15 protein-coding genes are annotated in these 12,663 nt (G+C 66.5%); 9 read left to right on the top strand and 6 right to left on the bottom strand.

The genetic code is table 11. The annotated features are described in order from the left end of the window. The first annotated feature begins 93 nt into the window (after window positions 1-93). Genes ABIC25_RS22200 through ABIC25_RS22180 form a run of 5 tightly spaced genes read left to right on the top strand, consistent with a single transcriptional unit; the run spans window position 94 to window position 1,661 of the window. Window positions 94-339: a redoxin NrdH gene (locus ABIC25_RS22200; RefSeq protein ID WP_101822425.1), complete on the top strand. Its 246-nt coding sequence runs from the start codon at window positions 94-96 to the stop codon at window positions 337-339. A 21-nt stretch (window positions 340-360) separates the two neighbouring features. Next, on the top strand, window positions 361-528 hold the full coding sequence (locus ABIC25_RS22195; RefSeq protein ID WP_180819484.1) for a hypothetical protein: 168 nt from the start codon (window positions 361-363) through the stop codon (window positions 526-528). 29 nt (window positions 529-557) lie between these two features. Next, window positions 558-1,244, top strand: a complete 687-nt coding sequence (locus tag ABIC25_RS22190; protein ID WP_101822427.1) for a hypothetical protein — start codon at window positions 558-560, stop codon at window positions 1,242-1,244. A gap of 22 nt (window positions 1,245-1,266) precedes the next feature. Continuing rightward, on the top strand, window positions 1,267-1,461 hold the full coding sequence (locus tag ABIC25_RS22185; protein ID WP_101822429.1) for a hypothetical protein: 195 nt from the start codon (window positions 1,267-1,269) through the stop codon (window positions 1,459-1,461). A gap of 26 nt (window positions 1,462-1,487) precedes the next feature. Beyond that, on the top strand, window positions 1,488-1,661 hold the full coding sequence (locus ABIC25_RS22180) for a hypothetical protein (RefSeq protein ID WP_180819485.1): 174 nt from the start codon (window positions 1,488-1,490) through the stop codon (window positions 1,659-1,661). Window positions 1,662-1,936: 275 nt separating this feature from the next. Here ABIC25_RS22180 and ABIC25_RS22170 read toward each other — a convergent pair whose 3' ends face one another. From ABIC25_RS22170 to ABIC25_RS22160, 3 genes are all read right to left on the bottom strand, one after another. After that, entirely contained in the window at window positions 1,937-2,929 is a 993-nt protein-coding gene (locus ABIC25_RS22170) for an IS481 family transposase (RefSeq protein WP_354563206.1), read from the bottom strand. Window positions 2,930-2,997: 68 nt separating this feature from the next. Beyond that, complete coding sequence (locus ABIC25_RS22165) at window positions 2,998-3,417, bottom strand: hypothetical protein (RefSeq protein ID WP_248642658.1); 420 nt, start codon at window positions 3,415-3,417, stop codon at window positions 2,998-3,000. A gap of 108 nt (window positions 3,418-3,525) precedes the next feature. Further along, entirely contained in the window at window positions 3,526-4,101 is a 576-nt protein-coding gene (locus ABIC25_RS22160) for a TetR/AcrR family transcriptional regulator (protein ID WP_248642657.1), read from the bottom strand. Between the two features lie 110 nt (window positions 4,102-4,211). Between ABIC25_RS22160 and ABIC25_RS22155 the strand changes: the two genes are divergently transcribed. Beyond that, on the top strand, window positions 4,212-6,011 hold the full coding sequence (locus ABIC25_RS22155; protein WP_248642655.1) for an ABC transporter ATP-binding protein: 1,800 nt from the start codon (window positions 4,212-4,214) through the stop codon (window positions 6,009-6,011). A 59-nt stretch (window positions 6,012-6,070) separates the two neighbouring features. Here the strand turns inward: ABIC25_RS22155 and ABIC25_RS22150 are convergent, their stop codons facing one another. Together ABIC25_RS22150 and ABIC25_RS22145 are read right to left on the bottom strand one after the other, a co-directional pair. Continuing rightward, window positions 6,071-6,595 carry a hypothetical protein gene (locus ABIC25_RS22150; protein ID WP_248642654.1) on the bottom strand — a complete coding sequence of 175 codons (525 nt, stop codon included), beginning with the start codon at window positions 6,593-6,595 and terminating at the stop codon, window positions 6,071-6,073. Beyond that, window positions 6,592-7,410: a class I SAM-dependent methyltransferase gene (locus ABIC25_RS22145; RefSeq protein WP_248642653.1), complete on the bottom strand. Its 819-nt coding sequence runs from the start codon at window positions 7,408-7,410 to the stop codon at window positions 6,592-6,594. The genes ABIC25_RS22150 and ABIC25_RS22145 overlap by 4 nt, the downstream gene beginning before the upstream one ends. A 187-nt stretch (window positions 7,411-7,597) precedes the next feature. On the opposite strand from ABIC25_RS22145, the gene ABIC25_RS22140 reads away from it, so the two are divergent. After that, window positions 7,598-10,081 (top strand): AAA family ATPase, encoded by a 2,484-nt coding sequence (locus tag ABIC25_RS22140; protein WP_248642651.1) that lies wholly within the window; start codon window positions 7,598-7,600, stop codon window positions 10,079-10,081. 264 nt (window positions 10,082-10,345) lie between these two features. After that, a complete protein-coding gene (rsgA, locus tag ABIC25_RS22135; protein ID WP_248642649.1) occupies window positions 10,346-11,431 on the top strand; it encodes a ribosome small subunit-dependent GTPase A in 1,086 nt (361 codons plus the stop codon). A gap of 18 nt (window positions 11,432-11,449) precedes the next feature. Here the strand turns inward: rsgA and ABIC25_RS22130 are convergent, their stop codons facing one another. After that, a complete protein-coding gene (locus tag ABIC25_RS22130) occupies window positions 11,450-12,193 on the bottom strand; it encodes a DUF6319 family protein (RefSeq protein WP_248642647.1) in 744 nt (247 codons plus the stop codon). Between the two features lie 205 nt (window positions 12,194-12,398). On the opposite strand from ABIC25_RS22130, the gene ABIC25_RS22125 reads away from it, so the two are divergent. Beyond that, a complete protein-coding gene (locus tag ABIC25_RS22125) occupies window positions 12,399-12,539 on the top strand; it encodes a hypothetical protein (RefSeq protein WP_180819487.1) in 141 nt (46 codons plus the stop codon). Window positions 12,540-12,663 lie beyond the last annotated feature (124 nt).

Below are 12,663 nucleotides of genomic sequence, written 5' to 3'. Positions count from 1 at the left end.
GAACAGCCGAAATAGGTTGCGCGGCAACATAATACAGCCTACAATGGAAGCAAGAAACACCGCTCGCGATGCGGATGAAAGAAAGGTTGGAAGATGAGCGAGAACACCACGATCACCGTCTACACCAAGCCCGCGTGCGTGCAGTGCAACGCCACCTACAAGGCTCTCGATAGAGCGGGACTGTCCTACGAGATCGTCGACATCACGCAGGACCCCGAGGCCCGTGACTACGTGATGAGCTTGGGCTACCTGCAAGCCCCCGTCGTGGTGGCCGGCGACAAGCACTGGTCGGGTTTCCGACCCGACCACATCAAGGCGCTCGGCGCTGCGGCCGCCTGACCCGAAAGGACCACGAGACCAATGCCTTCCACCGACTACGCACAGCGTGCCGTGGCCTACTGGGTGAAGTCCGAACAGGCCTATGCCGAGGGTGATCCTCGCTACGGCGACGAGCTCGCCGAACTGGCCGCCCAGAACGAACAGTGGGCGTACGACGACCTCACCGGCGTCCGTAGCGACGTCGCCTGACACCGCCGATACCAACTAGGAGACAGCAGGTGATCGTCATGGCCGAGAACCCCGAGGTCGCACCCCCTGATGTGCCGCAGCCGCCGGCCACCGCGATCGAGCCGCTGCCGGAGCTAGAAACCGTCACAGCCGCAGATGACCTCACCCTCACCGGCGCTGTCGGTGAGGACACCGCCGAGGTCGACAACACCCTGGCCCTGGAGCTGGACATGCTCACCGCGTTGTTGTGGGCGCCACCGGCCCGGGCCCGCCAGGTCGTCGAGGCGCTGATCGGGTCGCGCGCCGACCGTGACGCAGGCACCACCAGCACTGTGCTTCCCGCCAGCAGTGTGGTGTTCCTCAGTGCCGTGCATCAGGACGTGTTCAACACCGCGGTGACGTTGCTCGACGAAGGTAGCCCCGCCACACCGGTTCTGGTCAATGCACGTTTTGCCGATCGAGGACTGACCACCCGCACCCGTAGCGTCATGCTCGAGATCGCCTCGCCGCGGCACGGTCGCCCCGTCGCCGACAGCGCCGACTTGCCTCACCTGGCCGCGGCCCTCATCGACGGCTGGTACCGCCGCGGCTACCGCGCGCTGCTGGCCCGCATGACCCAAGTGACCGCCGAGCGCCCGACCGCCGAACTCGCCGGCCACTGGACGGCTCTCACCGGACATCAACAAGCCGCCGAGACCCGGTGGCTGGCCATCCGCGACACCCTCGCCCGCATCTGAACGGAAAGGCACGGCCATCGTGATGACAGACGACGATCCTGACGCGCAGGACCGCGAAGTCCAGGACCTCGCCGCCGAGATGCGCGAGCACGGGCGCAGCTGGGCCGACATCGCCCACGACCTCGCCCTACCCGAAGTCGTCGTCAAACGAGCCGCCGACCAAGCCCACCAGCGTGCCGCTGAACTCGCGGCCCGCGACCAGATCGCCCTGTTCTGACAGACCTCCCTGATAGAGAGAGGTTCATGCCCACACTGATGATCCTTGGCCCCACGATTGTGCTGTTGCTCATCGCGGTCGGACTCACGCTGCTCGGACAGTGGCAGAGCAAAGTTCGTGACCCGCAACCCATCTACCGGGCTGCGGCCGGTCTCGGCGTTCTCGCATTCATCTACGCCGCCATCCTCTCGTCGGTCTGAGCGCGACGATCCCCAACGGGTTCTGACGCGAGGCCCAAGGAATGGAGTGCTTTCGATGACCGATTCGAGGTGGATCAAGCGCTGGCCCGAGTTGTTCGCCGGCCTCACCGACACCCAGGTCCGCGGAGTGGTCCAGGCAATCGACAACAACGTCCTCGAGGGGTGGGACCCGCAACGCGAGGACATCGAGTTTCTGACCCGCGCCGCGCGCGGTGAGTTCACCGACGCCGAAGCGATCGCTGAGGCAGTCGCGATGGCTAGCCGCGCTAGGCGGGCTAGGTGTACTGACCTGAGAGGTTGGGTACGCGGCTGGCTGGTGGTTTTCCTCCGAGTGCTGTGTGACCGCGGTGGTGATTGTAGTGGTGCAGCCAGATCGGGAACTGTGCGCAGCGTTCGGTGTCGCTGGTGTAGAGCCGGTCGTAGGCCCATTCGTCGGCCAGGGTGCGGTGAAACCGTTCGACCTTACCGTTGGTTTGCGGCCGATACGGCCGGGTTCGGCGGTGGATGATCGATGGCCCGAGCGCATCGGCGAATGCATACGACTTGTAGCAGGAACCGTTGTCGGTCAACACTTTCCGAACCTCGATACCGCGCTCGACAAACCAGTGCTGGGCACGCAGCCAGAACTCAGCGGCCGTCTCTTTGCGTTCATCAGCCAGAATCTCCGAGTACGCCAACCGTGAGTGGGCATCGATGGCGGTGTGCAGGAAGTGATAACCGCGCACGGGGTTGCGGTACTTGTTCTGCTTCCCGCTGCTCTTGTCGGCGCGACTGTTACGGCGGCCGGCGGTGCGGCCGAGTTTGCGCCAGCCACCGCCGGCAGGGATCTTGCCGAGTTTCTTGACATCAACATGCACCAGTTCACCTGGGGTTGCCGACTCCATCCGACGGATAACCCGCCCGGTGGGGCGATCCAGCCAGCGCAAACGAGCCAGGCCATAGCGAGACAGCACTCGGTGCACAGTCGAGGGGTTCAGGCCGAGCAGGTAGGCGATGCGTGCGGGTCCCCAGCGGCGCAGGACGCGGACTTTGATGATGCGTCGTTCGGTGCGGGTCGGTGTGCGATTGGGGTTGCGATGGGGGCGGCTGCTGCGATCGACCATCCCGGCCGGCCCGTGGCCGCGGTAGCGGCGGGCCCAGCGTTGGGCGGTCGCTGGGGCGACCTGAAAGCGTTCAGCGGCACGGCGGATCGACCAACCGTCCTCAACGATGCACTTGGCCAGACGCAGACGACCTGTTTCGGTCAGTGGGGCGTTACGGTGGGACACGAAGACCTCCGGTTGAGCGGGTGCGCTTCTTAGGCAGTTCGCACTCTCACTCGGAGGTCTTCGTCATGTCATCCCGCCACGCCGTACCTAACGTCCGTGGTTAGTACAGCTAGGCCGACCGACTGAGGGTCACCTGTGACCGGTCGTAGCGGCATCACCGCCGGTGGCCAGTCCCCCAGGTGTACCGCCGCCGCCGACATCGCTGTTCCCTCGTGGAAAACGGCACCCGCGAGCAGCACGAGCGGGACGAGGAACAGTCCCGCGGCGAGCAGCAGTGCGCCGGTGAAACCCGGATCGAGGCGCGAGACCAGGGCGGCGACGAGCACGACGAGCAACGCGTTACGCGCCAACTCCACAATCGGCGTCGCCCAAGCCGGTCGGCGAACCTCCGTGGCAGCAGGTGCGCCGAGAATGCCGTAGTACACGGCGCTCGCCGCGAATGCCGCGACAACTGCCACCGCACAAGCCCATACATTCACATTGCTCATGTCTCATCCGATCGTGTGTCTGTGCGAAGTGTGACCACACCACGGGACGAAAGTCATCGCCGACGCCGACTCCCCGGGCGGTGACGAACACGCAGACACCGGACGAAATCAGTCGGCAGAGACTCCGGAGAAGAACGTCCGGAGGGCGACATCGGCGGCGCGACGCCGTGACATCCCCTCGGTCGCGATCGAGACCGCACCCACGAAGCACAGCGAATAGAACACCCCGACCAACCATCGCGTCTCGAGGTCGTCGGCAATGGCTCCCTCCTTCTGTGCCCGGGTGAGGATCTCGGGGAGCATCTGGTCCTCTTCCTCAGACCATTCCGGGTTGCCCTCGAATCGGTTCGGGTCGGAGAACAGGAACATGATGATGTCGCCGATGCCGAGAATGACGCGCATCAACGACTCCAGTTCTGCGCGAGCTGATTCGCAGCCGTCCACTGCTTCCTTTGACTGTCGATCGAGGATGGTGCTCGCTTCCACCAGGGCGGCATCGACCAATGACTGACGGTCGGGAAAATGCCGGTGCAGAGTGCTCCGGCTGACATCGGCCCGGTCGGCGATGTCGCCGAGCGACGTCGAGAAATCACTTGCCCATGCCGCGACGGCGGCTGACACTATGGCCTGTCGGGTGCGCAGGCGCACGCCCGAGACGGCGGCCGGCTCCGGCGCTTTGTTCACATGGCCGAGACTATCCACCGCGCGGTGACCACAGCAACATCATGCGTTGAAAATGAGACATTGATGTGTCATTCTAGATCTTGAATGTTCCGCTCGGGAGGGCTGACTCGATGACGACTTCGGTATCCACGGCCGACCCCGGGCAGACCCCGGACATGCCGATGCGCACCGAATTGGCGATTCTGTGGGGGTACATGCGCCCGTACCGGGGACTCCTCGCCCTGGGTGTCTTCCTCGGTTTACTCGGCACCGCCGCCGAACTCGCCACTCCTCTGGTCACGAAGTGGGTACTCGACGGTCTCGCGGTGTCCGAGTCCCTTACGGCGCCGATCACGGTTCTGGCCGTGCTGCTCGTCGCCGGATCCGTGATCGGTCTGATCCAGACGATCATGTTGGGCACGCTGGCCGAACGCATCATCCTGGCCACCCGAACCGGATTGATCGGCCACCTGCTCCGCGTCGAGGTCCCCGAACTCGCTCGCAGATCGAGCGGCGAGATGGTCGCCCGCGTCACCGCCGACACTCTACTGATCCGGGAAGCGACGACATCGAGCATCGTCAACGGGGTCAACGGCTTCGTGGGGATGGCCGGCGCGCTGGTACTCATGGCGGTTCTGGACCTCCCGCTCTTCGCGACCACGATGGTCGTCATCATCATGGTCGGTGTCGCCGCAGCAGTCCTGATGCCCGGTCTCGCCAAGGCGCAGCAAGACGCGCAGGCCGAGATCGGTTACCTGGGTGGACGATTGGAAGGGATTCTCCGATCGATCCGCACCGTCAAGGCGAGTCGCGCCGAGGCACGTGAGTCCGACCGGATCGGCGAGTTCGCGCATCGGTCGGCGAGGAAAGGCATCCGGGCCGTCCGTATCGAGGCGTGGGCCTGGACGATCACCGGTGCCGGGATCAACCTCGCGGTGATGATCGTGCTGGCGTTCGGTGCCTGGCGCGTCGCGGACGGCTCGATGACCGTCAGTACCCTGATCGCCTTCCTGCTCTACGGGTTCCAGCTGATGATGCCGGTCTCGCTGCTCACCATGAGTGTAACCGCACTGCAGTCCGGACTGGCCGCTGCCGCTCGGATCTCCGAGATCTCGGATCTCAGAACGGAATCGGACGACGCGGTGACCGAGCCCGCGCCGGCCCGTGTCGACCGGAAAGCTGCCGCGCTCGAACTTCGCGATGTGGTGTACCGCTACGCGCCCGATGCTCCCGCCGCGCTCGACGGAATCGACCTGACGATTCCACGCCGAGGGCACACCGCCATCGTCGGACCGTCGGGTGCCGGGAAGACGACGATCTTCTCCCTCTTCCTGAAGTTCCTGCGGCCGGATCGCGGCGAGATCGTGCTCGACGGCCGACCGTTGGATCAGTGGACACTCCACGATCTACGAGCCCGGATCGCCTACGTCGAACAGGACACCCCGCTCGTACCCGGAACCGTGCGCGACAACCTCGTCTATGCGGCACCCGAGGCCTCGGACGACGAGGTCTGGCGCGCACTCGCGGCTGTTCGGATGGATGACCGGGTCCGTGCGATGCCGGACGGTCTCCTCACCGACGTCACCACGTCCACCCTGTCCGGCGGGGAACGGCAGCGGATCGCACTCGCCCGGGCGCTGGTCGTGGACCCCGAACTCCTCCTGCTCGACGAGGTGACCGCCCAGCTCGACGGGCTCACCGAGGCCTCGGTGGCCGAGGGGATCCGACGACAGGCGACCCGCGGAGCCGTCGTCACGATCGCCCACCGGCTCTCGACCATCATGGACGCCGACCAGATCGTCGTCCTCGAGGCCGGTCGGGTGCGCGCTGTCGGCAACCATCGAAGCCTGCTCGCCACGGACGAGCTCTATCGCGAGCTGGTGGCCGCCATGCGTATCGACACCGACCTCGAACCCGCAGATCGCACGTAGTCCGGCACTCGCCCACCCGGTCGAGCCCGGGTGGGCGCTGCCGGGTGGGCGCTGCCGGGTCAGAACCTGCCGACCACCACGTTGGTGGTCTGGACGCGCGCCCGGCAGTCACCGTCGGTGAACCGGACCCGGACGAACACCTCGTCGGCACCGTCCCGGTCCTCATCGAGAACCGAACTGGGAACCACGAATTGGCGAAGATATTCGAGTCCACGGTCCGATGCACGCAGGAATCCGTCGGTGCTCACCGAGGTGCCCGGGAAGTTGCGATCGTAGAGGTAGTGCTCCTTCCCGTCGTCTCCCAGCACGATGTAGTGCATGCCACCACAGCCCCGATCGTTGATGTGGGTGACGAACCCGACGGCGTCCGCACGGGTCATCGGATACAGACCCTGGATGATGATGCGGTTCTTGCCGGCGCCGGTGATGTTCTGATCGACGATCGTCAGAGTCGCGCCCGGTGTGCGGGCGGGCGCTGCCGATGCCGTCGTCGCCAGCGGTGCCGCCACCCCGACGGCAGCGGCGATCGCCACCGCCGAAGCCAGGCGGGTGATGACCTTGCGGTGTCTGCGAGAAGCGTTCACGACCGCACCGCCTCGACCACGCGGTACTCCCAGTCGATCGAGATCCCGCCGGGGACCGGCTGCTCGTGGGACTCTGCGAGTGCGATGAGATCGGCTCGCAGTGCCTGCTCACCGTCGTCGTCGAGCTTCGACGCGGCGGTGAACGTCGGCCCGTAATGGCTCAGGAACAAGTCCGCGAACGCGGACGCGTCGACGAACCTCACGGTCAGCGCGGCAGTGTGCGAGTCCAGCGACTGCACACGGTCACCGAGCAGCGAGGCGACGTACTCCTGGTCGCCCCAACGAGTGGCGGGACGAGCTCCGGGAGGTGGCGTCACGTGGCGGCCGACGGCGGCGAGCATCCCGCCGACGAAACCGTCCGCAGTCCAGCTCGTGACGACGATCCGCCCACCCGGTCGGACGACGCGGGTCAGCTCGCGGGCCGCCTGTTCGTGATCGGCGGCGAACATGATGCCGATCGTCGAGATGCCGGTGTCGAAGGCCCCGTTGCCGAACGGCAGAATCTCGGCGGGGGCCTCGATGAACTCGACGTCGAGATGCTCTGCGGCTGCACGACTGCGGGCGATGTCGAGAAGCGCAGGCACATAGTCGATCGCGGTGACGTCGCCGCCCTGCCGGGCTGCGGCGAGTGCCGAGTGGCCGGTGCCGGTCGCGACGTCGAGAACACGGTCGCCGGGGATGACCGACGCCGCGGCGACGGTCGCTTCGTTGACCGGCACGGTCAGCGCGGCGATACGGTTGTAATCGCCGCTGCTCCAGACCTTCTGCTGCTTGTCGCGCAACGAGACGAGGTCCGGGGAGAGGGATGTCGTCATTGGATTGTCCATTCTGTGTGGTGGGACGACTGGCCGTCGGTGACCGATGTCGGTACCGGCGCACCACAACAGTCGGTCACCGGGCATGCGGGCCACATCGGTGAGGACCTCCCATCTTTCGTCGAGCGTCCTGCCCTTGAATGGGTAGACCCACCTATTCGGCCGTCTCGCGGCCTACACTCGGACGGTGCGTCTGTTGGAGAGAACCGAGCAGTTGTCGCAGATCAGCGCGGCATTTGCCCGGTTCCCGACCGGCTCGGCGTTCTCGATCACGGGCGAGAGCGGCGCGGGCAAGACGACGCTGGTCGCGCAGATCTGTGCGACCGCTGCAGATGTGCGCGTCCTGCGGGTGGCCTGCGATCCGCTCGACACCCCGCGACCACTGGGACCGGTGAAGGATCTCGGGATCGGCCGCGAGCCGATGATGCTGGCCGACGTCTGCGAGGCCGCCTTCGCCCATCTCGGCGCCGAGCCGACGCTGCTGGTGGTGGAAGATCTGCACTGGGTCGACGCCGCCTCGACCGATGTGCTGCGGTTCTTGTGTCGCCGGATCGAGTCGGTGCCGCTGCTCTTGCTGCTGACTCATCGAGATCTCGAACCGCAGGCGGCGGCGCGTGCACTTCTCGCCGAAGACGTCTGTCGGATCGAACTGCCGCCGCTCAGCGTCGCGGCGATCGCAGAGCTGGTCGAGGGCACAGGTCTCGATCCCGCGCGTGTGCATGCCGCGACCGGCGGCAACCCCTATTTCGCGACCGAGGTCTCTCGTGAACCCGATCTGCCGATCCCGTCCTCGGTGCGTGACGCGGTGCTGGCACGGACGACGAAGGTCAGCGCGACAGATTTCGAGGCGCTCCAGCTGATAGCTGCTTCGCCGGAACGCGTCGCCGACAGCGCGTTGCCCGCCTTGCGCATCGACTACCCCACACTCCAGCGGCTCGCCGACACCGGGCTGCTGGAGTGGCGACCCGATGGCATCGTCTTTCGACATGAGTTGGCCCGGCGGGCAATCGAATCCACGATCCCACCGGGTGGGGTCGCACATCTGCACGCGCAGCTCCTGGACGCGCTGGAACAGTTGGGTACCGTGCACCCGTCGGTGCTGACCCATCACGCCGTCGCAGCCCGAGACTCCGGCCGAGCCATCCGTCATGCGTTCGCGGCGGCCGAGGACGCCATCCGCGGTGGCGCACACACGGAGGCCGTCGCCTACTACGAGATCGCGAAGCAGCATCAGCGCAACGCTTCTGCGCGCGAGCGTGCGGAGTTGCTGCTTGCGCTGGCCAACGAGCAGTACATGGTCAGCCGACTGCGCGATGCGATAGCCAGCGTCGACGAGACGTTCCCGTTGTGGGCCGAGCTCGGCGACGACGCCGGTTTGGCGACAGCGCATGTGGCCGTCGGGGTCTACGAGTACTACAGCGCCAACCGGCAGCGTGCCGAGTCGCACCTGACCCGTGCGGCGGAGATCGCGTACGGCACGGGCGCCACGACGGTGTACAGCCAGGCCCAGATCCAGCGCGCGTTCCTGGCGTTCATGCGCGGCGACGTGACGGGTACCGCATCCCTACTGGCCGACACCGCCTCGGCTCCCGATGAGGAACTCCAGATGTGGACTCGGGTCGTCTCGGAATCGGCCGCGCTGTCCGGTGGTGAGGAGGATTCGCGCCGCAGGCTTCTCGCGCACATGGAGACCGCGCGCGCACGCGGCTTCGACGAACTGGCGTCGACCGTCTATTCACAAGTGGCCAGCCTCGACGTCGAACAGGGCAGATACCGTGCTGCCGACCGGATTCTCGACGTCGGACTCCCGTTCACGGTCGAACGGGACATCCAGATCTGTCGCCACTGGCAGACGGCGGTCCGGAGCCGGCTGCAGTTGACGCGCGGCCACTGGAACGGTGCCCTCGAGGACGCCGGTGCGGTCATCGAGGCCGACGGGATGCCGATCGCCACGCTGTGGCCGCTCCTGGTCACGGTGTTGGTGCCACTTCGCCGTGGTGCCCCGTTCGATGCCGCCGAGATCGAGAACGCGTGGACGCTGGCCAGCCAGATCGACGAACCCCTACGGCGACTCGCGGTTCTGACCGCGCTCGCGGAGATCAGCTGGATGACCGGGATCGAGGATGCTCGGGTCGTCGCGTCGGACACCCTCGACGACGACGGAACCGAGTGGGGGTCGGGAAGTCTCGCCGTGTGGCGGTCCCGGCTGGGTCTGCCGACACAGACCGGCCGGATCGCGGAACCGTATCGGCTGTCGCTCGACGGCCGGCACGCCGACGCCGCGCGATGGTGGTCGGACGCGGGTGATCCGTTCTCGTCGGCGCTGTGTTGGTTGGACTCCGACGATCCCGGACGCGGTGTGACGATGCTCGACGGACTCGGCGCCGTGCGTACCGCGGATCGAGCACGGGCGATGCTGCGCGAACGAGGTTGCGCCTCTGTCCCCCAGCGACCCAGGCCGGCGACGCGGGTGAATCCCGGCGGCCTGACGAACCGGCAATTGGAAGTCGCACGTCTGGTGGCCGAGGGGTTGTCGAACACCGAGATCGCCGGGCGCCTGTACATCTCGTCGAAGACCGCGGACCACCACGTCTCGGCGGTGCTGTCCAAACTGGGGATGACCTCGCGTCGTGAGATCCTGGCGCAGGGCGTCGAGTTGGGGCTGAGATAGTGCCGGGTGGCCGTGCCTCGTCGGAAAAAGAAGTGGCGGGCCCTTTCGGCCGGTGCTAGCGTGAGCCGCGCTGTTCGATGATGGACAGCGCGAGACCTGGAGGTGAGTCGATGGTTGCCGTCGAGATCGCTGTCGCCCACAGCATCCGAACCATCCCCATTCCTCCAGCCCGTCTCTGACCCTCGAAAGCTGTTCCCGTGCATGCGACTGAGTCGCGGATCGGCTGCGCTTCCGGGGCGGCGGGCACATCCGAAGGTCTCAACAGTGAATTCTCCAGATCATTCGTCCTGCCGTATCGAGCTGACCACGCTCGGCTGGGACGACTATTTTTCGACTCTGTTCGCCGATCACGCCCGTGACGGCGACGTGCCCGCGCGCGTCGCGCGGGTGGATCGCGGCGGGTGCGACACCCTGACCGCAACGGGTCCGGTTCGCGCGATCCGCGGCTCCGGACTCGGCACCGACCGCGAGCGGACGGTCTGCACCGGCGACTGGGTCGTGCTGCGCCGCGATGACGAGCCGGCCCACATCGTCGACGTGTTGCCGCGCCGGACGGCGATCACGCGGGCGAGTTCGGATCGGACGTCCGAACGGCAGGTGCTCGCTGCCAACGTCGACACGGTGATCATCGCGGTGTCGGTGGCGAACCGGGTGAACCTCGGCCGGATCGAACGCCTGCTGACGCTGGCCTACGACGCCGGCACGCGACCGGTGATCGCGTTGACCAAGTCGGACCTGGTCGACGACATCGTCGCCGGCGAAGCCGCGGTCACCGCGGTGGCCCCGGGCGCCGAGATGGTGGTGACGAGCACGGTCAGCGGTGTCGGTGTCGACGCGCTCGCGGCCACCATGACCGGCACCGCCGTTCTGCTGGGCTCGTCTGGTGCCGGCAAGTCGAGCCTGGCCAATGCGCTGCTGGGACGTGATCACATGGCGGCCAACGAGATCCGTTCCGTCGACGGTAAGGGACGACACACCACGGCGCACCGTGAGCTGTTGATTCTTCCCGGAGGCAAAGCCCTCATCGACACTCCTGGTCTGCGCGGGATCGGGGTCCAGGATGTCGCGGACGCGGCCGGTCAGACCTTCGCCGAGATCGAGGAGCTGGCACACGACTGCGCATTCCGCGACTGTGAGCACCGTAGCGAGCCCAGATGTGCGGTGCAGGAAGCAATTCGAGACGGTCGGATTGATGAGGGTCGATTGGAGCGCTACCGCAAACTGCTTCGCGAAAGCGAATGGTCGGCGGCCCGGGGCGATGCCCGCCAGGCGAGCAAGCGAAGCAAGCGGGACAAGGCCATCACGCGGGACATACGCGCGATGTATCGGTTTCGGGACCGACAGGGCTGAGCGGACTCAGCCCACTGGTCAGTCGTCGCCGACGGGACCGTCCAGGTGCGCCAGGGCGGCCCGCGCGGCTTCGAGCTCCTGACTGAGTTCCTCGATGCGACGCTGAGCGGCCGAGCGTGCCGACTCGATGACGGTGTCGACCGCGGTGATCGCGGTCTCGTCGCCCAGTTCGCGCATGGCCCTGGCCACTCGGTCGGCGGTCACCTCGGTGGGTCTCCCCTGCTTCCTGGTGCCGTGTGACACTGCCACCGTCCAGGTGCTCTCTCCGGCCGCGGTGATGGTCACGGTCGTCGGAGCGGTCGGCGCCTTCGTCTTTCGCGGCGGTTTGCTCGTGGCGGGCGAGGGCGCCGGCTCCCCGGCTCTGGACTGAGTGTCGGCGACGGGTTGCGCCCTCTTGGGTGTCTGGCGCGGACTCGATTCGGTGGTGGCGGGCTTGGCGACCGGGACGGGAACGTCCTGCGCGGGCTGCCGTTTCGAGGTTCGTCCGCCGGCGGCCGACGCGGGCGCCGTTCGATTCCGCCGCAACTCGTCGGCCTCGAACGGCAACTGATCGTCGACGCCCCTGGGGCTCACTGTCACTGTCGAACCATCGATCGACACGACCCGTGCCGAGGCGCCGGCCTCCAGATTCAACGACGGCATCGCGTCCCGCAGGTACACGGTGACCCGCTTTCCGGAAGCGAGTGCAGCGGACAGCGACTCGAGGTCGCCGGGAGTCAGTCCGGCCTTTGTCTGTGAACTCACCGCGCCATTGTCGCACATGCGTGCGAACGGTCATCGACAGTGCGGCAGAGCCCGGAATGGGGGTGAGGCGCTTCGACGCGGGTCAAACCATTGAGAAGCCGACCGTTACTTTTTCGTGACCTAAAGCATCGGACTGGCCTCGATGGTGAATGGCGGGACGATCGAGATCGTTCGCGGCCCTAATGTTCTGAGGGACGGTAACGGGCCTTCGGAGGGAAAACCAGTGACTCAGGCGAACACCCCGGCACACACGTCGACCTCCGCGCGTGAGGTCCCGATCGCCGACCACGCGTACGCCGGGATGACGATCGCCGCGCTGCTGTGCGTGACCTCGGCCGCCACATTCCTCACGCTCTTCCCCTGATTCGTACGCCGCCAGACTTCGAGTGGAAAGCACCACAAGTGCTCCTTGCCGGTGTGTCACCTGCGTTGACTTCGGTCCGCAGGTGGCACACACCACTGAATCGGCCGGCTCGGCAGCCGATGTC

The sequence above is a fragment of the Gordonia sp. PvP123 genome (assembly GCF_040547295.1).
Lineage (GTDB): Bacteria > Actinomycetota > Actinomycetes > Mycobacteriales > Mycobacteriaceae > Gordonia > Gordonia terrae.
Note: the sequence above shows the minus strand (reverse complement) of the source record. Positions and strands in the feature narration are given on the sequence as shown.